At 73.7% G+C, this 25,038-nt stretch carries 19 protein-coding genes and 1 pseudogene; 9 read left to right on the forward strand and 11 right to left on the reverse strand.

From position 1 onward, the window contains the following. Positions 1-50: 50 nt before the first annotated feature. The 4 genes from ACFYWG_RS12160 (at position 51) to ACFYWG_RS12175 (ending at position 6,790) form a co-directional block, all read left to right on the forward strand. Positions 51-902, forward strand: coding sequence for a serine hydrolase (locus ACFYWG_RS12160; RefSeq protein ID WP_389200991.1), 852 nt, complete (start codon positions 51-53; stop codon positions 900-902). Between the two features lie 112 nt (positions 903-1,014). Beyond that, on the forward strand, positions 1,015-4,740 hold the full coding sequence (locus tag ACFYWG_RS12165) for an ABC transporter ATP-binding protein (RefSeq protein ID WP_389200993.1): 3,726 nt from the start codon (positions 1,015-1,017) through the stop codon (positions 4,738-4,740). A 105-nt stretch (positions 4,741-4,845) separates the two neighbouring features. Further along, positions 4,846-5,235 carry a hypothetical protein gene (locus ACFYWG_RS12170; protein ID WP_383499225.1) on the forward strand — a complete coding sequence of 130 codons (390 nt, stop codon included), beginning with the start codon at positions 4,846-4,848 and terminating at the stop codon, positions 5,233-5,235. Positions 5,236-5,353: 118 nt separating this feature from the next. After that, positions 5,354-6,790, forward strand: coding sequence for a S28 family serine protease (locus ACFYWG_RS12175; RefSeq protein ID WP_376331708.1), 1,437 nt, complete (start codon positions 5,354-5,356; stop codon positions 6,788-6,790). 21 nt (positions 6,791-6,811) lie between these two features. On the opposite strand, the gene ACFYWG_RS12180 is transcribed toward ACFYWG_RS12175, so the two are convergent. The 3 genes from ACFYWG_RS12180 to ACFYWG_RS12190 all read right to left on the reverse strand — a co-directional run bounded on the left by ACFYWG_RS12180 (position 6,812) and on the right by ACFYWG_RS12190 (position 10,843). Then, complete coding sequence (locus tag ACFYWG_RS12180) at positions 6,812-7,471, reverse strand: hypothetical protein (RefSeq protein ID WP_385419014.1); 660 nt, start codon at positions 7,469-7,471, stop codon at positions 6,812-6,814. A gap of 114 nt (positions 7,472-7,585) precedes the next feature. Continuing rightward, the gene (locus ACFYWG_RS12185; RefSeq protein ID WP_389200997.1) at positions 7,586-9,418 is read right to left on the reverse strand and encodes a glycoside hydrolase family 3 protein; all 1,833 of its coding nucleotides are present in this window, start codon (positions 9,416-9,418) and stop codon (positions 7,586-7,588) included. A gap of 504 nt (positions 9,419-9,922) precedes the next feature. Next, positions 9,923-10,843, reverse strand: a complete 921-nt coding sequence (locus tag ACFYWG_RS12190) for a LysR family transcriptional regulator (protein WP_383499212.1) — start codon at positions 10,841-10,843, stop codon at positions 9,923-9,925. Positions 10,844-10,942: 99 nt separating this feature from the next. On the opposite strand from ACFYWG_RS12190, the gene ACFYWG_RS12195 reads away from it, so the two are divergent. Beyond that, positions 10,943-11,890 (forward strand): EamA family transporter, encoded by a 948-nt coding sequence (locus ACFYWG_RS12195; RefSeq protein WP_389201000.1) that lies wholly within the window; start codon positions 10,943-10,945, stop codon positions 11,888-11,890. 13 nt (positions 11,891-11,903) lie between these two features. On the opposite strand, the gene ACFYWG_RS12200 is transcribed toward ACFYWG_RS12195, so the two are convergent. From ACFYWG_RS12200 to ACFYWG_RS12210, 3 genes are read right to left on the reverse strand one after another with little or no spacing between them, the layout of a single operon-like run. Beyond that, positions 11,904-12,701 carry a sugar phosphate isomerase/epimerase family protein gene (locus ACFYWG_RS12200; RefSeq protein ID WP_389201793.1) on the reverse strand — a complete coding sequence of 266 codons (798 nt, stop codon included), beginning with the start codon at positions 12,699-12,701 and terminating at the stop codon, positions 11,904-11,906. Between the two features lie 32 nt (positions 12,702-12,733). Continuing rightward, a complete protein-coding gene (locus tag ACFYWG_RS12205) occupies positions 12,734-13,903 on the reverse strand; it encodes a dihydrodipicolinate synthase family protein (RefSeq protein WP_385419020.1) in 1,170 nt (389 codons plus the stop codon). Continuing rightward, entirely contained in the window at positions 13,900-15,051 is a 1,152-nt protein-coding gene (locus ACFYWG_RS12210; RefSeq protein ID WP_389201002.1) for a Gfo/Idh/MocA family protein, read from the reverse strand. Before ACFYWG_RS12210 ends, ACFYWG_RS12205 begins: the two co-directional genes overlap by 4 nt. A 274-nt stretch (positions 15,052-15,325) precedes the next feature. On the opposite strand from ACFYWG_RS12210, the gene ACFYWG_RS12215 reads away from it, so the two are divergent. From ACFYWG_RS12215 to ACFYWG_RS12230, 4 genes and pseudogenes are all read left to right on the forward strand, one after another. Further along, the gene (locus ACFYWG_RS12215) at positions 15,326-16,375 is read left to right on the forward strand and encodes a LacI family DNA-binding transcriptional regulator (RefSeq protein WP_383499200.1); all 1,050 of its coding nucleotides are present in this window, start codon (positions 15,326-15,328) and stop codon (positions 16,373-16,375) included. 246 nt (positions 16,376-16,621) lie between these two features. Then, positions 16,622-17,548 carry an amidohydrolase family protein gene (locus ACFYWG_RS12220; RefSeq protein ID WP_383499198.1) on the forward strand — a complete coding sequence of 309 codons (927 nt, stop codon included), beginning with the start codon at positions 16,622-16,624 and terminating at the stop codon, positions 17,546-17,548. Between the two features lie 42 nt (positions 17,549-17,590). Then, positions 17,591-17,831: pseudogene (locus ACFYWG_RS12225) on the forward strand (hypothetical protein); the annotation flags it as partial. An 11-nt stretch (positions 17,832-17,842) separates the two neighbouring features. Continuing rightward, on the forward strand, positions 17,843-18,646 hold the full coding sequence (locus tag ACFYWG_RS12230) for a sugar phosphate isomerase/epimerase family protein (protein ID WP_389201007.1): 804 nt from the start codon (positions 17,843-17,845) through the stop codon (positions 18,644-18,646). A 267-nt stretch (positions 18,647-18,913) separates the two neighbouring features. Here the strand turns inward: ACFYWG_RS12230 and rbsD are convergent, their stop codons facing one another. The 5 genes from rbsD to ACFYWG_RS12255 form a co-directional block, all read right to left on the reverse strand. Continuing rightward, positions 18,914-19,303 carry a D-ribose pyranase gene (gene rbsD, locus ACFYWG_RS12235; RefSeq protein WP_383509318.1) on the reverse strand — a complete coding sequence of 130 codons (390 nt, stop codon included), beginning with the start codon at positions 19,301-19,303 and terminating at the stop codon, positions 18,914-18,916. Further along, positions 19,300-20,214, reverse strand: coding sequence for a ribokinase (locus ACFYWG_RS12240; RefSeq protein ID WP_389201009.1), 915 nt, complete (start codon positions 20,212-20,214; stop codon positions 19,300-19,302). Before ACFYWG_RS12240 ends, rbsD begins: the two co-directional genes overlap by 4 nt. A gap of 74 nt (positions 20,215-20,288) precedes the next feature. Then, complete coding sequence (locus ACFYWG_RS12245) at positions 20,289-22,235, reverse strand: substrate-binding domain-containing protein (protein ID WP_389201011.1); 1,947 nt, start codon at positions 22,233-22,235, stop codon at positions 20,289-20,291. Continuing rightward, positions 22,225-23,766, reverse strand: a complete 1,542-nt coding sequence (locus ACFYWG_RS12250) for a sugar ABC transporter ATP-binding protein (protein WP_389201013.1) — start codon at positions 23,764-23,766, stop codon at positions 22,225-22,227. Before ACFYWG_RS12250 ends, ACFYWG_RS12245 begins: the two co-directional genes overlap by 11 nt. Continuing rightward, the gene (locus tag ACFYWG_RS12255) at positions 23,763-24,782 is read right to left on the reverse strand and encodes a LacI family DNA-binding transcriptional regulator (RefSeq protein ID WP_383509307.1); all 1,020 of its coding nucleotides are present in this window, start codon (positions 24,780-24,782) and stop codon (positions 23,763-23,765) included. Before ACFYWG_RS12255 ends, ACFYWG_RS12250 begins: the two co-directional genes overlap by 4 nt. Between the last annotated feature and the right edge of the window lie 256 nt (positions 24,783-25,038).

Below are 25,038 nucleotides of genomic sequence, written 5' to 3' on the forward strand. Positions count from 1 at the left end.
TCTTCGCAGGTCATACAACCATTCGGTGGCGTCCGGCGGTCAAGGGGTGCATGACTTCTCGGACACCCCGCCGCGCGAGAGTGCTGGCGGTGGCCGTGGGTACGGGCGTCCTCGTGCCGCTCGTCGCCGCCGCCACGCCCGCCGCCGCTGCCCCGCCCCCCGTGACCTGCACGTCCGCGAGGGCGGGGCTGGCCGCCAAGCTGACCAAGGACATCACCGCCGCGCTGGCCACCCGCAAGGGCACGGTCGCCGTCGGCCTGCACGACCGCAGCACGAACACCACCTGCACCCTGCGCGCCGGAACGGCCTACGACTCCGCCAGCGTCGTGAAGGTCGCGGTCCTCGCCGCGCTGCTGTGGGACGCCAAGAGGACGAACCGGTACCTCACCGACCGCGAGGCCGGTCTCGCCAAGGCGATGATCACCAAGTCGGACAACACCGCGACCTCCACGCTGTGGAAGCAGCTGGGCCTGACGAAGATCAGGAACTTCCTCGCGGCCGCCGGCATGACCCAGACCAGGCCCGGCGCCGACGGCTACTGGGGTCTCACCCAGATCACCGTCACCGACGAGCAGAAGCTGCTCAAGCTCATCACCGGCAGGAACACCGTCCTCAGCGACAACTCCCGCGCCTACATCCTGAAGCTGATGGGCCAGGTCGTGTCGTCGCAGCGCTGGGGGACGCCGTACGGGGTGCCCTCCGGTGTCACCGTGGCCGTGAAGAACGGCTGGCTGCAGCGGTCGAGCAACGGCTGGCGCGTGCACAGCATCGGGGCGTTCAAGGGCGGGGGCCACGACTACGTGATGACGGTGCTCACCCACGGCAACAGCACGATGAACTACGGCATCGCCACCATCCAGGCCGTCGCCAAGGTCATCCACCGCGACCTGGCGGCGAGCTGACGGGCCCCGCCCCGGCCTCCCCGCCGGCAGTCGCATTGTTACGGCGGGATGAAATCGGCCGCTCACGGCGTTGCAGCCTTCCGGCAGATCAGGACGACCGGAAGGCACGGGTGTGACACCGAAACGGGGATGGGCACGACGACTGTGGGCCTACGCATGGCGCCATCCCAAGGACGTCGTCCTCGCCCTCGGCTCCTCGCTCGCCGGCATGGCCGTGATGGCGCTCGTCCCGCTGATCACCAAGGTGATCATCGACGACGTCGTCAGCGACCACACCCGGTCCATGACCACCTGGGCCGGGCTCCTGGTCGCCGCCGCCCTGGCCGTGTACGTCTTGACCTACGTCCGCCGCTACTACGGCGGACGCCTCGCCCTCGACGTCCAGCACGACCTGCGGACGGAGATGTTCGGCACGATCACCCGGCTCGACGGCCGCCGCCAGGACGAGCTGTCCACCGGCCAGGTCGTCGGCCGCGCCACCAGCGACCTCCAGCTCATCCAGGGCCTGCTGTTCATGCTCCCGATGACCATCGGGAACTTCGCCCTGTTCCTGATCTCCCTGGTGGTCATGGCGTGGCTGTCCGTGCCGCTGACCCTGGTCGCCCTGGCCGTCGCACCCGCCCTGTGGTGGATCGCCCGGCGCAGCCGCACCCGGCTGCACCCCTCCACCTGGTACGCCCAGGCCCAGGCCGCGGCCGTCGCCGGCGTGGTCGACGGGGCCGTCAGCGGCGTCCGGGTCGTCAAGGGCTTCGGGCAGGAGGAGCAGGAGACCGGCAAGCTCCGCGAGGTCGGCCGCAGGCTCTACGCGGGCCGGCTGCGCACCATCCGCCTCAACTCGGTCTACACCCCGGCCCTGCAGTCCGTCCCCGCGCTCGGCCAGGTCGCGATGCTGGCGCTCGGCGGCTGGCTGGCGGTCCGCGGGCACATCACGCTCGGCACGTTCGTCGCGTTCTCCACCTACCTGGCCCAGCTCGTCGGGCCGGTCCGCATGCTCGCCGTGGTGCTCACCGTCGCGCAGCAGGCCCGCGCCGGCACCGAACGCGTCCTGGAGCTGATCGACACCGAGCCCTCCCTGCGCGACGGTGAGAAGGACCTGCCGGCCGACGCCCCCGCGACGGTCGAGTTCGACGGCGTCTCCTTCGGCTACGACGCCGACCGCCCGGTCCTGGACGGCCTCTCCTTCGAGATCCGCCCGGGCGAGACCCTCGCCGTCGTCGGCTCCTCCGGCTCCGGCAAGTCCACCGTCTCCCTGCTGCTGCCGCGCTTCTACGACGTCACCCGCGGCGCCGTCCTGGTCGGCGGGCACGACGTGCGGGAGCTGACGCTGGAGTCGCTGAGGTCCGCGATCGGGCTGGTCCCGGAGGACTCGTTCCTCTTCTCCGACACCGTCCGCAGCAACATCGCCTACGGCCGCCCCGACGCCACCCAGGAGCAGATCGAGAAGGCGGCCCGGGCCGCCCAGGCCGACCGGTTCATCGCCGAGCTGCCCGACGGCTACGACACCACCGTCGGCGAGCACGGACTGACCCTCTCCGGCGGGCAGCGCCAGCGCATCGCCCTGGCCCGCGCCCTCCTCAGCGACCCGCGCCTGCTGGTCCTGGACGACGCCACCTCCGCCGTGGACGCCCGCGTCGAGCACGAGATCCACGAGGCGCTCAAGGGCGTCATGCGGGGCCGCACCACCCTGCTGATCGCCCACCGCCGCTCCACCCTGAACCTCGCCGACCGCATCGCCGTCCTGGACGGCGGCCGGCTCGCCGACATCGGCACCCACGACGAGCTCCAGCGCCGCTCGGCCCTCTACCGGCGGCTGCTCACCGACCCCGACGAGCTGGGCGGGGTCTCCCCGGGCCACACCCCGCCCGCCTGCCCCGAGGAGGACACCTCCGTCCGCGACGAGCTGGACGCGGAGTACGACGCCGAGCGCGGGGTCACCCCCCGGCTGTGGACCGGGGACCGCGAACGCGAGGACACGGCGCTGGCCGGCAGCCCCGCCACCCCGGAGCTGCTCGCCCAGGTGGAGGCGCTGCCCCCGGCCACCGACGTGCCCGACGTCGACGAGGCGCAGGCCGTGCGCCCCGAGGACTCCTACGGGCTGCGCCGGCTGCTGCGCGGCTTCGGATGGCCGCTGCTGATCAGCCTCGCCCTGGTCGCCGTCGACGCGGGCACGGGCCTGCTGCTGCCCGTGCTGATCCGGCACGGCATCGACTCCGGCGTCACCCAGGCCGCGCTCGGCGCGGTGTGGGCGGCGGCCCTGCTGGGGCTGGGCACGGTGGCCGTGCAGTGGGCGGCCCAGGTCGGCGAGACCCGGATGACCGGGCGGACCGGCGAGCGGGTCCTGTACGCGCTGCGGCTGAAGATCTTCGCCCAGCTCCAGCGCCTCGGGCTCGACTACTACGAGCGGGAGCTGACCGGCCGGATCATGACCCGGATGACGACGGACGTCGACGCGCTGTCGACGTTCCTCCAGACGGGCCTGGTCACGGCTTTCGTCTCGGTCGTCACCTTCTTCGGCATCATGGTCGCCCTGCTGGTCATCGACGTGCAGCTCGCCCTGGTCGTCTTCGCGACGCTGCCGCCGCTGATCATCGCCACGTTCTTCTTCCGCCGGGCGAGCGTGAAGGCGTACGAGCTGGCCCGCGAGCGGGTGTCGGCGGTCAACGCCGACCTCCAGGAGTCGGTGTCGGGGCTGCGGATCGTGCAGGCGTTCCGGCGCGAGCGGGACGGCGGCCGGCGGTTCGCCGAGCGCAGCCACAGCTACCGGCAGGCCCGCATCCGCGGGCAGTGGCTGATCTCCGTGTACTTCCCGTTCGTGCAGTTCCTGTCGTCCGTGGCGGCCGCGGCCGTGCTGATCGTGGGCGGCGCCCGGGTCGACGACGGGACGCTGGCGATCGGCTCGCTGGTGGCGTACCTGCTCTACATCGACCTGTTCTTCGCGCCCGTGCAGCAGCTCTCCCAGGTCTTCGACGGCTACCAGCAGGCGACCGTCTCCCTCGGCCGCATCCAGGAGCTGCTGCGCGAGCCCACGTCGACCAAGTCCGCCGCCGCACCCGCCGAGGTCACCTCCCTGCGCGGCGAGATCGCCTTCGAGGGCGTGCACTTCGCGTACGGGGCCGCCGAGCAGGGCGAGGCGGCACTCGGCGGGGTCGACCTGCGCATCCCCGCCGGGCAGACCGTCGCCTTCGTCGGCGAGACCGGCGCCGGCAAGTCCACGCTGGTCAAGCTCGTCGCCCGGTTCTACGACCCGACCGAGGGCCGGGTCACCGTCGACGGGACCGACCTGCGGGAGCTGGACCTCACCTCCTACCGGCACCGTCTCGGGGTCGTCCCGCAGGAGGCGTACCTCTTCCAGGGCACCGTCCGCGACGCCATCGCCTACGGGCGCCCCGACGCCACCGACGCCGAGGTGGAGGCCGCGGCGCGGGCGGTCGGCGCGCACGAGATGATCGCCACCCTGGAGGGCGGCTACCTGCACGCCGTCGCCGAGCGCGGCCGCAACCTCTCCGCGGGCCAGCGCCAGCTGATCGCGCTGGCCCGGGCCGAGCTGGTCGACCCGGACGTGCTGCTGCTCGACGAGGCGACGGCCGCCCTCGACCTGGCCACCGAGGCCCAGGTCAACCAGGCCACCGACCGCCTCGCGGGCCGCCGCACGACCCTGGTGGTGGCCCACCGGCTGACCACCGCGGCCCGCGCGGACCGGGTCGTCGTCATGGACCACGGCCGCGTCGCGGAGGACGGCACCCACGAGGAACTGCTCGCGCGCGGCGGGCGCTACGCACGTCTGTGGCGCACGTTCATCGGCGCCGAACCGGAGGAGCCGGTGGGCGCGCGCCGCTGACCCGGCAGCCACACCCGTCTCTGTAACACTCGTGCAACCGTCCGACGTACGTCATGCGTCCGTACTGCCGTACGCCGATGGTCGCGGACGACGCGGAGGACGACAGTGGACAGTGGACCGATACGCCGGCGGCTCGCGCTCGGCCTGGCCGTGCTGACCGCCTCGGGGCTGCTCGCCGTCGCCGTGCCCGGCCAGGCGCAGGCCGCCTCCGCGTCCTGCCCCGGCCGCAAGGTCCGCACCCTGCCGTTCGCCACCGGCACTGTTCTCGTCTACAAGCGCGGCGGCTACGTCTGCGCCGTGACCACCGCCAAGAGACCCGGCACGAAGCGCAGGATGTCGGTGAGCGTGCAGGCCCGGGGCAACCGGCCGGTGGTCGACCAAGGCCGCTACGCCTACCGGGCGGGCCCGGTGACCGTGCACGCCGGACGCCGCTGCGTGTGGCTCAAGGGCCGGGTGGGGGAGGTCAGGTTCAGCTCCGGCTGGATCCTGTGCTGACGCCCCGTCCGGCGGGTGCCGCGCGCCCCCGCGCACAGGGTTTTCCCCATGTCCCCTGGTGCTCCGGCGAGTTGGTCCGCTAGCTTCCGGCGCACATATGTCTCACAGGGGAGTGCGCATGCGCAAGGCGCTCAGATGGCTGCTGGCGCTCACGGTGCTCATAGGCACGTTGAGCACGGCGGGAGCGGCCACCGCCGCCGATGCCACCGGCACCGACGGCACCACCGACATCAAGGAGAGGCTGCTGTCCGTCCCGGGCATGAGCCTGGTCGAGGAGAAGCCCTACACCGGCTACCGCTTCTTCGTCCTGAACTACACCCAGCCGGTCGACCACCGGAAGCCGTCCAAGGGCACGTTCCAGCAGCGCATCACCGTGCTGCACAAGGACGTCGCGCGGCCGACGGTCTTCTTCACCAGCGGCTACAACGTCTCCACCACGCCCCGCCGCAGCGAGCCCACGCAGATCGTCGACGGCAACCAGGTCTCCCTGGAGTACCGCTTCTTCACCCCGTCCCGGCCCACCCCGGCCGACTGGTCCAAGCTGGACATCTGGCAGGCCGCCAGCGACCAGCACCGGGTCTTCACGGCGCTGAAGGGCATCTACAGCAAGAAGTGGATCTCCACCGGCGGCTCCAAGGGCGGCATGACCGCCACCTACTACGAGCGCTTCTACCCGCGTGACATGGACGGCGTCGTCGCCTACGTCGCCCCCAACGACGTGGTGAACAAGGAGGACTCGGCCTACGACCGCTTCTTCGCCCGCGTCGGCACCGAGGAGTGCCGCGACCGGCTGAACGCCGTGCAGCGCGAGGCGCTGGTGCGCCGCGAGCCGCTGGAGAAGAAGTACGCGGCCTACGCCGAGGAGAACGGCCTCACCTTCACCACCATCGGCAGCCTGGACAAGGCCTACGAGGCGACCGTCCTGGACTACGTGTGGGGCTTCTGGCAGTACAGCCTGCTGTCCGACTGCGACCAGATCCCGGCCGACGCCGCGAACGCCACGGACGACGAGATCTGGAACTCCGTCGACGGCATCTCCGGCTTCTCCGCCTACGCCGACCAGGGCCTGTCCACCTACACGCCGTACTACTACCAGGCCGGTACGCAGCTCGGCGCGCCCACGATCCGCTTCCCGTACATCGAGAAGCAGTACATCCGCTACGGCTACCAGCCGCCGCGCAACTTCGTGCCGCGCGACATCCCGATGAAGTTCCAGCCGTCGGCCATGCGCGACGTGGACACCTGGGTCCGCCACAACGCCCGCCGCATGCTCTTCGTCTACGGGCAGAACGACCCGTGGGGCGCGGAGCCGTTCCGCGTGGGCAAGGGCGCGAAGGACTCCTACGTCTTCACCGCCCCCGGCATGAACCACGGCGCCAACGTCGCGGGCCTGGTGCCCGAGGAGAAGGCGCTGGCCACCGCCCGCATCCTCGACTGGGCGGGAGTCGCCTCCGGCACGGTCCAGGCCGACCCGCAGGCCGCCAGGCCGCTGGCGAAGTTCGACAGCAAGCTCGACAAGCGTGACGTGCAGCGGGAGATGACGCTGCGTCCGTGACGCCCCGCCGCGCCCGGCCGCTCACAGCGGCCGGGCGCAGCCCACGGGCCGCTCGCCGCCCAGCCGCACGTACAGGGCGGTCGTGGCCGGGCAGTCGGCCCGCCTGACCACCGCCCGCGTGACCTCGTACTCGGGCTTCTCCTCGCCCCCGCCGTCGCAGGCCGTCTCCCGGACCTGCCCGCCGCCGGAGCCGTAGACGCAGTCGCCCACGACGGTGCGGGGTCCGCCCCCGCCGCCGGGATCGCCCGGGTGCGGCGGCTGGAGGTTGCGCATGCAGGCGTAGCCCCGCGGCACCGCCCCGTCGCCGTCCTCGTCGGAGGAGGGCCGCTGCTCGCTGATGTGCAGCACGAAGTCGGTCGTGGGCGGACAGCGCGGCCCGTCCCGGACCGTGCCGGCGTGCCGGGCCGTCACCCGGGCCGCGGCCCGCTCCCCGGAACACGGCACCTCGGTGAAGCTCGTCGTGCCGAACGAACTGCACTCGCCCACCGCGAGGAACACCGCCCCGTACCCGGCGGGCGTCCGGGTGGGCCCTGGTGACGCCGGGGCGGTCCGCCCGGCCGCGGGGCCGCTCAGCCGGCCGTCCCCGCCCAGCCCTCCCGAAGGACTCTGGCATCCCGCCAGCAGCGCGCCGATCAGCGCCACCAGCCCGCAGACCACCCCCACGGAACATCTCTCACGCATGGCCGAACCCCCCGGTTGTGCCCGCCCAGCGTGGCCCGCCGCGACGGGCGCACGCCAGGCACACCGGAGGGTTTGCGCACGGTGGGGGTGGTGCGCCCGTCGCGGGGCGTACGTCTAGTACGTCAGGCCGTGACCGATCGGGTACAGCACCTGCTCCGGGTCGTCCGCCCGCTGCACGGGCACCGGCAGCTTCCCGCGCGGCCCCACCCGCCCGGCGATGACCCGGGCCGCGGCCCGCACCTCGACGTCCGTCCAGGAGTAGGCGGCCAGGAAGGCCGGCACGGACGGCAGGTGGGCCACGTCGTACGGGTTGCGGACCGCGACCGCCACGACCGGCGTTCCCGTCGCCACCAGTTGCTCGACCAGCGTGCGCTGGCTGCTGCCCGCCGTGACGTTGTACGTGGCGACCACCACCGCGTCCGCGTCCCGCGCGGCCGCGACCGCCTTGGCGATCGTCGCCGCCGAGGGGGCGGTGCCGGTGGACAAGGCGGTGGCGGTGAAGCCGAGTTCGGACAGGGCGGTCGCCAGCACGCCCGTGGGCGGTCCGGTCGTCCCCGACGGCGAGGCCGGATCGGCCCCGACCACCAGCACCTCGGGGTGCCGGCGCCGCGACAGCGGCAGCAGCCGCCCCTCGTTGACGAGCAGGGTGGTGCTCCGCTCGGCGATGCGGTCGGCGGCGGCGAGGTGCGACCGCCTGCCCACGGTCCGGTCGACGTCGCCGAGCCGGACGTACGGCTCGCGGAACAGCCCGAGCCTGGCCTTCAGCCGCAGGATCCGCAGCACCGAGCGGTCCAGCCGCTCCTCGGTCAGCTCCCCCTCGCGCACGGCGGTCAGCACCGCGTTCCAGGCGAGGTCCAGGTCGGGCGGGTTGAGGAGCTGGTCCACCCCCGCCTTCAGGGCCAGGACGGGCACCCGCTCGTCGCCGTACTTGGTGCGCACGCCCTCCATGCCGAGGGAGTCGGTGACCACGACCCCGTCGTAGCCGAGGCGTTCGCGCAGGATGCCGGTGAGGATGGGGTGGGAGAGGGTCGCCGGATCGCCGGAGTCGTCCAGGGCGGGGACCATCAGGTGCGCGGTCATGATCGAGTCGATGCCGGCGGCGATCGCGGCCCGGAACGGCGGGGCGTCCAGCCGCTCCCACAGGTCACGGCTGTGCGTGATGGTGGGGAAGCCGGTGTGGCTGTCGACGTTGGTGTCCCCGTGCCCGGGGAAGTGCTTGGCGGTCGCGGCGACCCCGGACCCCTGGTACCCGGCGACCTCGGCCGCGACGAGCGCGGACACGGCCTGCGGGTCCGCGCCGAACGACCGTACGCCGATGACCGGGTTGGCCGGGTTGACGTTCACGTCGGCGACGGGGGAGTAGTCCTGCCGGATGCCCAGGGCCCGCAGCTCGCGCCCGGCGATGCGGCCCAGCGTGCGCGCGTCGGACCGGGACCCGCCCGCGCCGACGGCCATGGCCCCCGGGAACAGGGTCGCGGGTTCGCCGACCCGGGCCACGATCCCGTGCTCCTGGTCGGTGGAGACGAGCACGGGCAGGCCCCGGGGCAGACCGAGGGAGGCCCGCTGGATGCCGTTGGACAGCTCGGCGATCTGGTGCGGGTCGCGGGTGTTGTGCGCCCAGGTGAAGTAGATGATCCCGCCGACCCGGTACCTGCCGATCAGCTCGGCGGCCGTGCGGACGCCGATCTCCTTGAGGTTGGCGTCGATGTCGGCCTGGTCGGGGGCGGTGGCGGAGTGGCCGTAGACCCGCATCACGAACAGCTGGCCGACCTTCTCCTCCAGCGTCATGCGGGAGATCAGCGCACGCAGGCCGCCGTCGTCGGGGGCGGCCGCCGCGTGGGCGGGGCCGGCGGCCGCGAGGGCGGTGACGCCGGCCGTGGCGGCGAGGACCGTGCGTCTGGAGGGTTGTGCGGTGCTTCCCGTGCTTGCCGTGCCGGTGTCGTGCACGTGCGCTCCTTCCGGAGGTGATCCGCTCGGATCCGCTGAAGGAAACTTCCAACCGGTCACCAATATCCGGGAAGTTTCTGCCAGTCAAGGGAGCGCGCAGTGGCCGGAAGGGCCGCCACCGGCACGGTAGGAGGGGGACGTGCCGATGGCGGCGGGGCCGCCGGCCGCGGTGCGGCGGAGAGGGTGGTCGGCGATCGCCGCCAGAGCGAGGGCCGACACCGCACCGAGGAGACTCCCCGACGACCGCCCCTATGACGCCCCACCCCCACCCCGGGTTCCCCCCGCCCCCCCGATCCGGAACAGACGAGACTCCCGAGACCCGGGCTTCGCCAGGGGCGCGGGGAACTGCGCGCACAGCCCCGACGCACCCGCGCAGACCCACCCGCCGCAAGCACCCCCGTCACCCTCAGGGGCGCGGGGAACTGCGCGAACAACCCCGACGCACCCGCACAGACCCACAACGCACGCACAGCCCACCACCCCGCCGCCCTCACCCCCACGCACTCAGTCGCCCGGCCGCCGCCCCGACACCGCCGGCCACCGCTCCGCCAGGACCCGCACCGTCTCGACGATCGCCGGCCGGCGAGCCGCCCCCGTCCGCCACAGCGCGTACAACCGCCGCACCGGCAGCGGATCGAGCGGCACCTGCACCACCCCGGCCGGCAGCGGCCCCCGCCCCAGCCGGGGAATGAGCGCGATGCCCAGCCCGGCCGCGACCAGCGCGACGAGTGTCGGGTTCTCGTCGGCCTGGTGGACGATGTCCGGCTCATGCCCCGCCGCACGCAGCGTCCGCAGCAGCCAGTCGTGGCAGACCCGCCCGGGCGGCTGGCAGATCCACCGCTCGCCGCCCAGCTCCTCGCGCCGCACGGCGGCCCGCCCGGCGAACGGGTGCCCCTCGGGCACGAGCAGATCGCACAGGTCGTCCCCGATGACCGCCTGCTCCACCCCGGCGGGGGCGGGCAGCGGGGCGATGTCCCAGTCGTGCGCGACGGCGAGGTCGACCGCCCCCTTGGCGACGAGGTCCACCGACAGGTGCGGGTCGACCTCGGTGAGCCGGGCGTCCAGGGCGGGGTGCAGGCGGGCCAGCTCGGCCAGCACCCCCGGCATCAGCCCCCGCGCGGCCGAGGCGAACGCGGCGATCGCCAGCCGCCCGGCGGGCAGCCCCCGCCGCTCCTCCAGCTCCGTCTCCGCCCGCTCCACGATGGCCATCAACTGCTGCGCGGCAGCGACCAGTTGCCGCGCCTCGTCGGTCAGCCGCACGCCCCGCCCCTCCCGCTCCAGCAGGACGGTCCTGGTCTCCCGTTCCAGCTTGGCGATCTGCTGGGAGACGGCCGAGGGCGTGTATCCGAGCGCCACGGCCGCGGCTCCGACGGTGCCGTGCACGGAGACCGCGTGCAGTGCGCGCAGCCGCTGGAGATCGAGCATCGACGCCCCCTGTCGTCACCAACCGATAAGCAGTGCTTCATCCAACCATGCAGCAATCATCGCTGGTGCTTCACGGTGCCGGGCGGCGATGCTCACGGCATGCGTCCCGCACACCTCGCCCTCGCCGTCCTGGTCGCCGCCGTCTGGGGCGTCAACTTCACGGTCATCGAGATCGGCCTCGACCACTTCCCGCCCCTGCTCTTCTCCGCCCTGCGCTTCCTGGCGGCGGCGCTGCCCGCGGTCTTCCTCGTCGGCAGGCCGAAGGTGGCGTTCAGGTGGATCGTGGCTGTGGGTCTCGTCCTGGGCGTGGCCAAGTTCGGCCTGCTGTTCATCGGCATGGACCAGGGCATGCCGGCGGGTCTGTCCTCCCTGGTGCTGCAGATCCAGGCGGTGTTCACCGCCGGCATCGCCGCCCTGGCCCTGGGCGAGCGCCCGTCCCGGACACGGCTGCTGGGCATGGCCGTCGCCCTGGCCGGCATCGCCGTGGCCGCCGTGGACGAGGGAGCCTCCGGGCCCCTCGGCGCCTTCGCCCTGGTCGTCGCGGCGGCGGCCTGCTGGGGCGCCTCGAACGTCCTCACACGCCGGGCCGCACCCCCCGACGCCCTCAACTTCATGGTGTGGGTCAGCACCGTCCCCGTACTGCCCCTGCTGGCGCTGTCCCTGCTCACCGAGGGCCCGTCCCGCGACCTCGCCGCCCTGCGCGCCCTGGACTGGCAGGGCGCGGGCACGGTCCTCTACGTCGCCTGGATCACCACCGTCTTCGGCTTCGGCGCCTGGGGCTGGCTGCTGCGCCGGCACCCCGCCTCCACCGTCGCGCCCTTCTCGCTGCTGGTGCCCGTCTTCGGCATGTCCTCGGCGTTCCTCTTCCTCGGGGAGCCCGTGAGCCCGCTGCGGTGGTGCGCGGCGGCCCTGCTGGTCGGCGGAGTGGCCCTGACGTCCCTGCCGCCGCGCCGCGGCCGGACCGCCGGACCGCTGCCGTCCACCGGGTCTGCGGGCGGTGCGGACAGCACACCGGGGGCCGTCCCGGCACGCACCGGGCGCCCCTGAGGCCGGGCGGGGGTCAGCGGGTGTGCTCGGCGAACCTCGCCGCCGTCTCCGCCAGGACCTCGAACCCGTCCCGGGCCCACAGCCCGCCGTTGAACAACTCGACCTCGATCGGCCCGGAGTACCCCGCCGCCTCCACGTGGCCCTGCCACTCCCGCATGTCGATCGCGCCGTCGCCGAGCTGCCCGCGGCCGTCGAGGACGCCCTCCGGCAGCGGGGTCGTCCAGTCCGCGAGCTGGAAGCAGTGGATGCGGCCGCCCGCCCCGGCCCGGGCGATCTGCCCGGGAGCCGTGTCGTCCCACCAGACGTGGTACGTGTCGACCGTGACGCCGACCTGCCGCGCCGGGAAGCGTTCGGCGAGGTCCAGGGCCTGAGCCAGCGTCGACACCACGCAGCGGTCCGAGGCGAACATGGGGTGCAGCGGCTCGATCGCCAGCCGGACCCCGTGCCGCTCGGCGTACGGGCCGAGCTCCGCCAGAGCGTCCGCGATGCGCTCCCGCGCCCCGCGCAGGTCCCTGGAGCCGGCCGGCAGACCGCCCGAGACCAGCACCAGCGTGTCCGTGCCCAGGGCCGCCGCCTCGTCGACCGCCCGGCGGTTGTCCGCCAGCGCCTCCGCCCGCTCGCGCGGGTCGATCGCCGTGAGGAAGCCGCCCCGGCACAGGGACGTCACCGTCAGGCCCGCGTCCCGGACCAGCTTCGCCGCGGCCTCCAGGCCGTGGAAGCGGACCGGCTCCCGCCACAGGCCGACGTGCCCGATGTCCAACCGGGCGCAGCCGTCGGCCAGTTCCGGCAGCGACAGCTGCTTCACCGTCATCTGGTTGACGGAGAAGCGGGCCGGTGATCCGCTCACTGCTCCACCCCGTACACGCCCAGCAGTGTCCTCATCCGCTCCTCCGCGAGCCTCGGGTCGGGGAACAGGCCCAGCCCGTCCGCCAGTTCGTACGCCCGCGCCAGGTGCGGCAGCGAGCGGGCCGACTGCAGGCCGCCGACCATCGTGAAGTGGGCCTGGTGGCCGGCCAGCCACGCCAGGAACACCACGCCCGTCTTGTAGAAGCGGGTGGGCGCCTGGAACAGGTGCCGGGACAGTGCGACCGTGGGGTCGAGGAGGCCCCGGAAGCCCCGCACGTCCCCCGTGTCCAGGACCCGGACCGCCTCGGCCGCCAGCGGGCCCAGCGGGTCGAAGATGCCGAGCAGGGCGTGGCTGAAACCCTGTGCGTCGCCCGCGACGAGCTCCGGGTAGTGGAAGTCGTCGCCCGTGTAGCAGCGCACGCCCCGGGGCAGGCGGCGGCGGATGTCGATCTCGCGCCGCGCGTCCAGCAGCGAGACCTTGATGCCGTCCACCTTGCCGGGGTGGGCGGCGACGACGTCCAGGAAGGTGCGCGTGGCCGCGTCCAGGTCCGCCGCACCCCAGTAGCCCTCCAGCGCCGGGTCGAACATCGGGCCGAGCCAGTGCAGGATCACCGGCTCCGACGCCTGGCGCAGCAGATGCCCGTAGACCTCCAGGTAGTCCTCCGGCCCCCGGGCGGCCGCGGCCAGCGCCCGGGAGGCCATCAGGATCGCCTGCGCGCCGGACTCCTCCACGACGGCGAGCTGCTCCTCGTACGCGGCCCGGATCGCGCCGAGGCCGTACGGGCGGCCGGATGCGGTGACCGGCAGCTGGTCGGTGCCCACGCCGCAGGCGATCAGGCCGCCGACCGACCCGGCCTCGGCGGCCGACCGGCGGATCAGTTCCGCCGCACCCGCCCAGTCCAGGCCCATCCCGCGCTGCGCGGTGTCCATCGCCTCGGCCACGCCGAGCCCGTGCGACCACAGGTGGCGGCGGAAGGCGAGGGTGGCGTCCCAGTCGACGGCGGCGGGCGAGTCGGGCGAGACGTCGGCACGGGGGTCGGCGACGACGTGCGCGGCCGAGAAGACCGTACGGGAGGTGAGGGGCGCGCCGGGGGACAGGGCGAGCGGCTCGGTGCGCGGCTCGTAGGCGCGCACCGCCCCTCCGGGGCCCGGGAGCCGGAGTGTCACAGCGAGATCTCCGGTACGTCGAGACGGCGGCCCTCGGCCGAGGAGCGCAGCCCCAGCTCGGCGAGCTGGACACCGCGGGCCCCGGCCAGCAGGTCCCAGTGGTAGGGCGCGTCGGCGTACACGTGCTTGAGGAACAGCTCCCACTGGGCCTTGAAGCCGTTGTCGAACTCGCCGTTGTCCGGGACCTCCTGCCACTGGTCGCGGAAGACCTCCGTGGCCGGGAGGTCCGGGTTCCACACCGGCTTGGGGGTGGCGCTGCGGTGCTGCGCCCGGCAGGTGCGCAGCCCGGCCACCGCCGAGCCCTCGGTCCCGTCGACCTGGAACTCCACCAGCTCGTCGCGGTGGACGCGCACGGTCCAGGAGGAGTTGATCTGCGCGATCGCACCGCCCTCCAGCTCGAAGATCCCGTAGGCGGCGTCGTCGGCGGTGGCGTCGTAGGGCTTGCCGTGCTCGTCCCGGCGCTGCGGGATGTGCGTGGCGGTGAGGGCCTGCACGGACCGGACCCGCCCGAACAGCTCGTGCAGCACGTACTCCCAGTGCGGGAACATGTCGACGACGATGCCGCCGCCGTCCTGCGCCCGGTAGTTCCACGACGGCCGCTGCGCCGCCTGCCAGTCGCCCTCGAAGACCCAGTAGCCGAACTCGCCGCGCACGGACAGGATCCGGCCGAAGAAGCCGCCGTCGATCAGGCGCTTCAGCTTCAGCAGGCCCGGCAGGAAGAGCTTGTCCTGGACCACGCCGTGCTTGACGCCGGCCTCGTCCGCGAGGCGGGCGAGCTCCAGGGCGCCGGCGAGGCCCGTCGCGGTCGGCTTCTCGGTGTAGACGTGCTTGCCGGCGGCGACGGCCTTCTTCAGGGCCTCCGCGCGGGCGGAGGTGACCTGGGCGTCGAAGTAGACGTCCACCGAGGCGTCGGCCAGGACCGCGTCCAGGTCCGTCGACCAGTGCTCCAGTCCGTGCCGCTCGGCCAGGGCCCGCAGCGCGTGCTCGCGGCGGCCGACCAGAACCGGTTCGGGCCACAGCACGGTGCCGTCGCCGAGGTCGAGTCCGCCCTGCGCGCGCAGGGCGAGGAGGGAGCGGACCAGGTGCTGGCGGTAGCCCATGCGCCCGGTCACGCCGTTCATGGCGATTCGCACCGTCTTGCGTGTCACGTCGTTCCCTTCGTACGCGGGCGCCGCGCCGCGTGCGCCCCACCCGTCACCGGGGACCCCCGGGAGACGGCACTGACTGGTGAACCGTCCAGTAAGCGCTTTCTGTCCTCGGAGAAGCTAGCCCCTGGCGGCGGTCCGGACAAGACCGTGACCAGGACGAGTTGTTCGAGGGGGCGAACAACCCGGGGCCGGGGGCTTAAGGTCTGCTTCGAACCACGGCCACGGGTGTGGTGTGGACGAGGGCACACGAGATGCGCGACCGGAGGACGACGAGATGACGGTGACCCTGGCGGACGTGGCGGCCCGCGCGCAGGTCTCGCCCGCGACGGTGTCGCGCGTGCTGAACGGGAACTACCCCGTGGCCGCCTCCACCAGGGAGCGGGTGCTCAAGGCCGTCGACGAGCTGGACTACGTGCTCAACGGGCCCGCCAGCGCCCTGGCCGCCGCCACCTCCGACCTCGTCGGCATCCTCGTCAACGACATCGCCGACCCCTTCTTCGGCATCATGGCGAGCGCCATCCAGGCCGAGATCGGCGGCCCGGGCGGCCGTGCGGGCGGGGAGCGGCTCGCGGTGGTCTGCAACACCGGCGGCACCCCGGAGCGCGAGCTGACCTACCTCACGCTGCTGCAGCGGCAGCGGGCCGCGGCCGTCGTGCTGACCGGCGGGGCCATCGAGGACCCCGCGCACCGGGCGGCGATGGACGCCAAGGTCCGCAAGCTGATCGACGCCGGGACGCGGGTCGTGCTGTGCGGGCGCCCGCCGGCGCCGGACACCGGGGCGATCGCGCTGACCTTCGACAACCGCGGGGGCGGGCAGGAACTGACCGAGCACCTGATCGGGCTCGGCCACCGGCGGCTGGGCTACATCGCCGGACCGCAGGAACGGACCACGACCCGGCACCGGCTGGAGGGCCACCGGGCCGCGCTGGCCGCGCACGGCATCGAGGACGACCCCCGCTGGACCGTGCACGGGCGCTACGACCGGCGCTCCGGCTATGAGGCGACGCTGGAGCTGCTGCGCCGCGACCCCTCGCTGACGGCGGTCGTCGCGGCGAACGACTCCGTCGCGCTGGGCGCCTGCGCGGCGCTGCGCGACTCGGGGCTGCGGATCCCCGAGGACGTGTCGGTGGCCGGCTTCGACGACCTGCCGTTCAGCATCGACGCGGTGCCGTCGCTGACGACGGTGCGGCTGCCGCTGGCCGAGGCGGGCGCCCGGGCCGGGCGCGTCGCCATGGGCAGGGAGGAGGCCCCGCCCGGCGGGATCGCCTCGGTGCGGGGGGAGTTGATGGTGCGGGGTTCCTCCGGAGTGCCGCGGGCGTCGTGAGGCGCGGTACCGGGTGCGGGTGCTCGGGGCCGCTCCCCGGGGCCCGCCGGGGGCTGCCGCCCCCGGACCCCGCATCGGCCTGAACGGCCTCGCCCTCAAAACGCCGGACGGGCCGAGACGGGTCGGGCGGAGACGGGTCGGGCCGCAGCGGCAGCCCGCCCCCGAAATCCGGGGTGTGGCGCACGCCTCAGGTGCTTCTCCGTGCAAGGGATCGCCCTACTCCCCGGACGGGGTGATCGTGAGGGCATGGCGGAAGCGCAGGGCGGGAGCACCGACTCGGAAGAGGCCCGGCAGGTACGGGCGTTCTGGCAGCGGCTCGGGGTGCCCGGGCTCGTCGACGTCCACACCCACTTCATGCCCGAGCGCGTCCTGCGCAAGGTCTGGGACTACTTCGCCGCCAACGGGCCACTGGTCGGCGGCCTGGAGTGGCCGATCACCTACCGGCGCGAGGAGGCCGAACGGACCGCCCTGCTGCGGGAGTTCGGGGTCCGGGCGTTCACCGCGATGCTGTACCCGCACAAACCCGGCATGGCCCGGTGGCTGAACGGCTGGGCCGCCGACTTCGCCCGGCGCACGCCCGACTGCCTGCACACCGCCACCCTCTACCCCGACCCGGACGTCGAGGCGTACGTCGGCGAGGCCGTCGCAGCGGGCGCGCGCGTGTTCAAGGCACACGTGCAGGTCGGCGCCTACGACCCCGCCGACGAACGCCTGCAGCGGGCGTGGGGACTGCTCGCCGAGGCCCGGATCCCGGTGGTGATGCACTGCGGCTCCGGCCCGGCACCGGGCAAGCACACCGGCCCCGAGCCCGTCGCCCGGGTGCTCGCCCGGCACCCGCGGCTGCGGCTGATCGTCGCGCACATGGGCATGCCCGAGTACGAGGACTTCCTCGACCTCGCCGAGCGCCACGACGAGGTCCGGCTCGACACCACCATGTCGTTCACCGACTTCACCGAGCGGCTCGCCCCGTTCCCGCGCCGGGCCCTGCCCCGGCTCGCCGCACTCGGCGACCGCATCCTGCTCGGCTCCGACTTCCCCAACATCCCCTATCCCTACCTGCACCAGCTGCACGCACTGGAACGGCTCGGGCTGGGTACGCCGTGGCTGCGCGCCGTCTGCCACGACAACGCGGCGCGGCTGTTCGGGCCGGCCGGCGGGCGGACGGGTGCGTGACGCCTCCCACCGAGCGCCGGCCGCCGCGCCCGTGTCGCGAGGGGCGACCGCCTGGCCGGCGCCGTCGTGGACTTCGCCCGCGGCCGGCTGCCGCGCGGTGGCGCTGTGGACCGACGCCGTCCTCACCGCGGCCCGCCGCATCCACCCGCGCCACGGTTTCGTCCTGGTCGCCGAGCGGCCGCACCGCTCCTCCGGGCCCGACCTGACCGGCCAGGACCGGCGACTGGATCTCGCCGCAACACCAGGGGCGCGAAGGGGAATCGCCGGCGGGGATGGCGGGTAGTGTCCGTCCACATGAAGCTCGCGTTCTCCACCCTCGGTGTCCCCGGCCTGCCGCTGCCCGACGTCCTGCGGCTCGCGACCACTCACGGCTACCACGGTGTGGAGCTGCGCACCCACCCCGAGGAGCCGGTGCACCTCGGCCTCGACCCGGACCGGCGGGCCGAGGTGGCCGCCGAGTTCAAGGGGGCGGGTGTGGAGCTCCTGGGCCTGGCCGGTTACGTGCGCGTCGCCGCGCCCGGCGACGACGGCCCGGTGCTGGCCGAGATCCGGGCCCTGCTCGACCTGGCCCGCGACCTCGGCGCCCCGTACGTCCGCGTCTTCCCCGGGGCCGACCCGGACGCCCAGACGCCCGAGGAGGCCGACGCGACGGCCGCGCGCCGCCTGGGCACGGCCGCCGAGTACGCCACCGATCTCGGCGTGCGCATCCTGCTGGAGACCCACGACTCCCACCGCACCGCCGCCGACGCGATGCGCGTCCTCGGCCTCGTCGGCCACCGGCAGGTCGGCGCCGTGTGGGACGTCATGCACACCTGGCTCGGCGGGGAGCAGCCCTCCGAGTCGTACATGGCCCTGGCCCCGCACCTCGGCTACGTCCAGGTGAAGGACATCGCCTCCGCCGAGGACACCACCCCGCTGCCCCTCGGCCAGGGTGTCCTGCCGCTGGCCGACTGCGTGGAGGTCCTCTCCCGGCACGGCTGGGACGGCTGGCTGTGCTGGGAGTACGAGAAGCGCTGGTACGAGGACGCCGCCCCGCTGCCGGACCTGCTGGAGGCGGGCCGCACCCACCTGAACCGCCTCCTGAACGACTCGGCCTGACCCGCCCGGCGGCGCGCCCGCACAGGCCCCCCGTCCCCGCCGGGCCCGGCCTCCGCGATCGTCCCCGAAAGATCCGGCGGAAAAACTTCGCTCCGCCGCGCAACCCTTCGCCGTCCGCGCGGGTCGTACGTGGTGTCAGGACCTCCGGGGGGATTTCCGAGGGGGGAATCGAGGGAGTTCCTGACGGGAGGGGAAACGCCGAGGGGACCCGGTCGACGGACCGGGTCCCCTCGAAACGTCTCCGGAGCGCTCCGGGCCGCGCGCGCCTCAGAAGAACACGCCGCAGCGCAGCAGCACGTTCGCGTACGGACGGGCCTCGCCCGTGCGGACGATCAGCCGGGCCCGGGACGACAGCTCCTTGAGGCGCTCGTGCGGGACGAGGTCCAGCGCGGGGAAGTGCCCCTCCAGCAGGGCCGCCGCCCGCGGGTTCGCCCGCCGGACCTCCTGCGCGGCCGTCGCCCCCTCGACCACCAGTTCCGCCAGCAGCCCCTCCAGCACCTCGGCGAAGGCCGGCACCCCGGCCCGGAACGCCAGGTCCACCAGCCGCGGGCCGTCGGGGACGGGCATGCCCGCGTCGCACACCAGCACCCCGTCGCCGTGGCCCAGCCCGGCCAGCGCCCCCGCGAGGTGGCGGTTGAGTATCCCGTCCTTCTTCACACCGCCCCGTCCCGCGCCGCGAGCTCCGCCGCCGTCGGGAAGGACGCCTGCGCGCCCTCCTTCAGCACCGTCGCCGCCCCGACCCGCGCCGCGTACGCCGCCGCGTCCGGGAGGGACTCGCCCGCGCCGAGCCGGCAGGCCAGCGCGGCCGTGAAGGCGTCCCCGGCGCCGGTCGTGTCCACGGCCTCCACCCGCACCGACGGCACCCGCGCGACACCCTGCGCCGACGCCACCAGGGCGCCCCGCGCGCCGAGCGTCACCACCACCGACCGCGGGCCCTTCGCCAGCAGGATCCGCGCCCAGTCCTCGGGGGCGTCCCCGACGGCCGCACCGCCCAGGATCACCTTCGCCTCGTGCTCGTTGACGATCAGCGGGTCGCAGGCCGCCAGCACCTCCTGGGGGAGGGGCCGCGGCGGCGAGGGGTTGAGCACGAAACGGCTCCCCGGAGCCAGGTTCCGCACGACCTCCACCACCGACTCCAGCGGGATCTCCAGCTGCGCGGAGACCACCCGGGAACCCTGGAACAGGCATGCGGCGGCCCGCACGTCGTCGGGCGTCAGGCGGCCGTTGGCGCCCGGGGAGACGACGATGCTGTTGTCCCCGGACGGGTCGACCGTGATCAGCGCGACGCCCGTCGGCGCGCCGCCCACCAGGACGCCCACCGTGTCGACCCCGGCCTCCCGCTGCGAGTCCAGCAGCAGCCGGCCGTGCGCGTCGTCGCCGACCCGGGCCAGCAGGGCCGTACGGGCGCCGAGCCGGGCGGCGGCGACCGCCTGGTTCGCGCCCTTGCCGCCCGGGTGGACGGCCAGGTCGGAGCCGAGCACGGTCTCGCCGGCGGCGGGCCGGCGCTCCACTCCGATCACCAGGTCGGCGTTGGCCGACCCCACGACCAGGAGGTCGTAGTCGTACATGCGTTGTCTCCCCACGTCCGTGACAGGGCGGGCGGGCCCGCACGCCGTGTGCGCCCGCCCGCCGTTCCCCGAGGTCAGCCGCTGAAGCCGGCCACGTTCTCCTTCGTGACCACCTTCACCGGCACCTTCACCGTCTGCTCGACCTTCTCGCCCCGGAGCGCCTTCAGGGCGTTGTCGACGGCGATCCTCCCGAGCTGGGACGGCTGCTGCGCCACCGACGCGTACAGCGTGCCGCCCTCGACCGCCTTCAGTCCGTCAGGCGTGCCGTCGAAGCCCACCACCGACACGGACCTGCCGGCCTTGGACCCCAGCGCCTTGATCGCGCCGAGGGCCATCTCGTCGTTGGCGGCGATGACGCCCTGCACGTCCGGGTGGGCCTGGAGCAGGTTCGACATCACGTCGAGCCCCTTGGTGCGGTCGAAGTCGGCGGGCTGCTGGGCGACGACCTCGATGCCGGGGAACGCCTCGAGGCCTTCGGCGAAGCCCCGGGCGCGCTCGCGGGCGGCGGAGGTGCCCGCCTGGCCCTGCAGGATCACGATCTTGCCCTTGCCGCCCAGCTTGTCGGCGACGGTCTTCGCGGCGAGTTCACCACCGGCGACGTTGTCGGAGGCGACCAGGGTGTCGACGGCCGCGTCGTTGACGGTGCGGTCCACGGCGACGACCGGGATGTCCGCCTTGCCGGCGGCCTGCACGGAGTTGCTCGCCGCGTCGGAGTCCACCGGGTTGACGATGACCGCGTCCAGCCCGGAACTGGTGAAGTTCTGCAGCTGGTTGGCCTGCTGGGAGGCGTCGTTCTGGGCGTCCGTGACGGTCAGGTCGATGCCGCGCTTCTCCGCCTCGGCCTGGGCGCCCGCCCGGATCTGCACGAAGAACGGGTTGTTGAGCGTGGACAGCGACAGGCCCATCTTCGGCTTGTCCGAGGAGGAGCCGTTGTGCAGGAAGGAGGTGGCGCCGACGATCGCGACCGTCACCACGGCCGCCAGCGCGTACGTCGCCGCCTGCCTTCCCCTGGGGCCGCCGGCCCCGGCCGCCGCCGGGGTCGCCCCCGCCTTGCGGCGCAGGGTGTCGAACAGCACCGCCAGCGCGATGACGACACCGATGACGACCTGCTGCCAGAACGCCGAGACGTTCAGCAGGTTCAGGCCGTTGCGCAGCACCGCCAGGATCAGCGCGCCGATCAGCGTCCCGGACGCCTTGCCGGTACCGCCCGCGAGGGAGGCGCCGCCGATGACGACCGCGGCGATCGCGTCCAGCTCGTAGCCGTCGGCGGCCTGGGGCTGCGCGGAGGAGAGGCGGGCGGCCAGCACCACACCGGCGACGGCGGCGAAGACACCCGAGAAGGCGTAGATGGCGAGCTTCTGCCGCTTCACGCGCAGGCCGGACAGCCGCGCCGCCTCCTCGTTGCCGCCGATGGCGTACATCGAGCGGCCGATGTAGGTCCGGCCGAGCACGAAGGCGGCGATCAGGCCCATCACGATCATCACCAGGACCGGCACCGGCAGCCAGCCCCCGAGCGTGTCGCCCAGGTGGGACACCGAGTCGGGGAAGGCGATCGGGGAGCCCTCGGAGATGACCAGCGACAGGCCGCGGGCCACGGACAGCATGGCCAGGGTGGCGATGAACGGCGGCAGCTTGCCGTAGGAGATCAGGATGCCGTTGACCAGGCCGCAGACGACGCCCGTCGCCATCGCGAGCAGCACGGCGAGGAAGACCGGCACGCCCGCCGAGGTGGCGCTCCAGGCGAGGACCGTGGCGGACAGCGCGGCGACCGAGCCGACCGACAGGTCGATGCCCGCCGAGACGATCACGAACGTCACGCCGAAGGCGAGAACGGCGGTCACGGCCGCCTGGACGCCGACGTTGAGGAGGTTGTCCGCCGTCAGGAAGTCGCCGGACAGCGCCGACATCGCGACGACGAGGACGATGAGCGCGGTCAGCGCGCCGTTGTCGAGCAGGAGGCGGCGCAGGCCCCCCGGGGCGCCACCCGCGCCCGTCGTGCTCTTGAGCGTGTCAGTGGCCACCGGAGGTCTCCGTTCCGTTCGTGGTCGGGTGCGTGGTCGTCGTGGGGGTGCTGACGGCGAGGGCCATCACGGCGTCCTGGGTCGCCTCGTCGGCGGTCAGCTCACCGGCGATCCGGCCCTGCGCCATCACCAGCACCCGGTCGCTCATGCCGAGCACCTCGGGCAGGTCGCTGGAGATCATCAGGACGGCCGCCCCGGTGGCGGTCAGTTCGTTGACGAGCTGGTAGATCTCGACCTTGGCGCCGACGTCGATGCCGCGGGTCGGCTCGTCGAGGATCAGCACCTTGGTGTCGGCGAGCAGCCACTTGCCGATGACGACCTTCTGCTGGTTGCCGCCGGAGAGCGTGCGCACCTGCTGGCCGAGACCCGCCATCCGCACGCCCAGCTGCCCGGCGATCCGCTCGGCGGCCGCGTGCTGCCCCTTGAGGTCGACGAGCCCCGCGCGCGTGGCCGACCGCAGGGTCACCAGCCCGAGGTTCTCCTCGACGGAGGCGTCCAGCACCAGGCCCTGGCCCTTGCGGTCCTCGGGCACCAGGCCGATCCCGGCGCGCATCGCCGCGTTCACGTCGTGCCTGGCGACCGGCGCGCCGGACACCCTGACGCTGCCCCGGTCGTACGAGTCGGCCCCGAAGACCGCCCGGACCACCTCGGTCCGCCCGGCGCCGACCAGCCCGGCGATGCCGACGACCTCGCCGGCGTGCACCTCGAAACTCACGTCGTGGAAGACGCCGTCCCGGGTGAGCTGCTCGACGGTGAGCAGCGCGGCGCCCCGGCCGGCCCGCTCGCGCGGGTACTGCTGCTCGATGGAGCGCCCGACCATGAGCCGGACGAGTTCGTCCTCGGGCGTGGAGGCGGGCACCTGACCCACGCTCCTGCCGTCCCGGATGACGGTGACCCGGTCGCCGAGCGCGGCGATCTCCTCCAGGTGGTGCGTGATGAAGACGATCCCGACGCCGTCCTCGCGCAGCGTGCGCACGATCGCGAAGAGCGTGTCGACCTCCTCGGAGGTGAGCACCGCCGTCGGCTCGTCCATGACGAGCACGCGCGCGTCCAGGCTGAGCGCCTTGGCGATCTCGACCATCTGCAGGCGCGCGATGCCGAGTTCGCGGACCCGGGCGTGCGGCGAGACGTCCACGCCGACCCGCCGCAGCAGGACCTCGGCGTCGGCCTCCATCCGCTTGCGGTCGATCATGCCGAGGCGGCGCGGCTGGCGGCCCAGGAAGATGTTCTCGGCGACGGTGAGGTCCGGGACCAGGTTGAACTCCTGGTAGATGGTGGCGATCCCGAGCCGCTCGGAGTCCTGCGCATTCTGGATGCGGGTCTCCTCGCCGCCGACCAGGATCCGCCCGGCGTCGGGCGTGTGGGCGCCGGAGAGCATCTTGATCAGGGTGCTCTTGCCGGCGCCGTTCTCACCGAGCAGCACGTGCACCTCGCCCCGGCGCAGGTCGAAGTCGACGCCGTCCAGCGCCACCACGCCCGGGAAGGTCTTGCGTATGCCCTCGATGCGCAGCAACTCGTCCGCGTTGCTCACGACGTGCTCCTCTGCACTGGGGTGGGGTTCTCGCCGCACGAGCGGCGCACGACGAGACGGGCGGGGAGGGTGACGGACTCCCCGGCCCGCCCCTCGATGCGGTTCACCAGGGCCCGCACGGCGGCCCGGCCCAGCTCGCCCGTCGGCTGGGCGATCGCCGTGATCGGCGGATCGGTGTGCACGAACCACGGGATGTCGTCGAACGCGGCGAGCGCGAGGTCGTCCGGCACGCGCAGACCACGCGCGCGTACGGCGTCCAGCGCGCCCAGCGCCATCAGGTTGTCGGCGGCGAAGACGACCTCGGGCGGCTCGGCCAGGTCGAGGAAGCCCTCGGTGACCCGTCGTCCGCTCTCGGCCTGGAAGTCGCCCTGGCCGATGTAGGAGCCGGGCAGGTCGAGCCCGTGGGCCGCGAGTGCCTCCCGGAAGGCGGCGACGCGCTCCTGGCCGGTCGTGGTCGCCGCCGGGCCCGCGATGATGGCCAGCCGCCGGTGCCCCAGACCGTGCAGGTGCGCCACGAGATCCCGCACGGCGGCCCGCCCGTCGGCCCGGACGACCGGCACGTCCACGCCGGGGATCCACCGGTCGACGAACACCATGGGCGTCCCGGCCCGCGCGGCGTCCAGCATCAGCGGGGAGCCGCCGTCGGTGGGGGAGACCAGCAGGCCGTCGATCCGGCGGTCCAGCAGGGTGCGGACGTGGTGGTCCTGGAGGTCGGGCCGCTCGTCGGCGTTGCCGATGATCACGCTGTAGCCGAGCGCGCGGGCCTCCTCCTCCACGGAGCGGGCCAGCTCGGTGAAGTACGGGTTCAGCACGTCGCTGATGACCAGGCCGAGGGTGCGGGTCTGGTCGGTGCGCAGGGAGCGGGCGACGGCGTTCGGGCGGTAGCCCAGGGTCTCGACGGCGGCCAGCACGCGGGTGCGTGCCTCGGCGCTGACCGACGGGTGGTCGTTCAGGACGCGCGAGACCGTGGCGACGGAGACGCCGGCCTCGGCGGCGACGTCCTTGATGCTGGCCACCGCCGCTCCACCTCCTCGTGGATCAGTCGGGGGAGCACCTCGGGGGGTGCTCGTGGAATCGATTACATCGAGTGCATGGAATCGATTACACGGCCGCGAGGCAAGACCCCGAGGGCACCTCTTGACCGGATCGTGATGTCGCGGAGACGGCGGGGGCGGGTCAGGGTGGAAGGGCGGGGATCTTGCCGGAGGCCGGCGCGGCAGCGGCGGGCCGGGCTGCGACGGGCTGCCCGCGGCGGCGGAACAGGCGGCGGAG

It is taken from the genome of Streptomyces sp. NPDC003456, from assembly GCF_042878735.1.
In the GTDB taxonomy this organism is placed as follows: domain Bacteria; phylum Actinomycetota; class Actinomycetes; order Streptomycetales; family Streptomycetaceae; genus Streptomyces.

Bases quoted from the DNA above. Each gene is read 5' to 3' on its own strand.
- ACFYWG_RS12160 (WP_389200991.1), top strand. From the start codon at position 51: ATGACTTCTCGGACACCCCGCCGCGCGAGAGTGCTGGCGGTGGCCGTG.
- ACFYWG_RS12175 (WP_376331708.1), top strand. From the start codon at position 5,354: ATGCGCAAGGCGCTCAGATGGCTGCTGGCGCTCACGGTGCTCATAGGC.
- ACFYWG_RS12180 (WP_385419014.1), bottom strand. From the start codon at position 7,471: ATGCGTGAGAGATGTTCCGTGGGGGTGGTCTGCGGGCTGGTGGCGCTG.
- ACFYWG_RS12190 (WP_383499212.1), bottom strand. From the start codon at position 10,843: ATGCTCGATCTCCAGCGGCTGCGCGCACTGCACGCGGTCTCCGTGCAC.
- ACFYWG_RS12195 (WP_389201000.1), top strand. From the start codon at position 10,943: ATGCGTCCCGCACACCTCGCCCTCGCCGTCCTGGTCGCCGCCGTCTGG.
- ACFYWG_RS12200 (WP_389201793.1), bottom strand. From the start codon at position 12,701: ATGACGGTGAAGCAGCTGTCGCTGCCGGAACTGGCCGACGGCTGCGCC.
- ACFYWG_RS12215 (WP_383499200.1), top strand. From the start codon at position 15,326: ATGACGGTGACCCTGGCGGACGTGGCGGCCCGCGCGCAGGTCTCGCCC.
- ACFYWG_RS12220 (WP_383499198.1), top strand. From the start codon at position 16,622: ATGGCGGAAGCGCAGGGCGGGAGCACCGACTCGGAAGAGGCCCGGCAG.
- ACFYWG_RS12230 (WP_389201007.1), top strand. From the start codon at position 17,843: ATGAAGCTCGCGTTCTCCACCCTCGGTGTCCCCGGCCTGCCGCTGCCC.
- ACFYWG_RS12240 (WP_389201009.1), bottom strand. From the start codon at position 20,214: ATGTACGACTACGACCTCCTGGTCGTGGGGTCGGCCAACGCCGACCTG.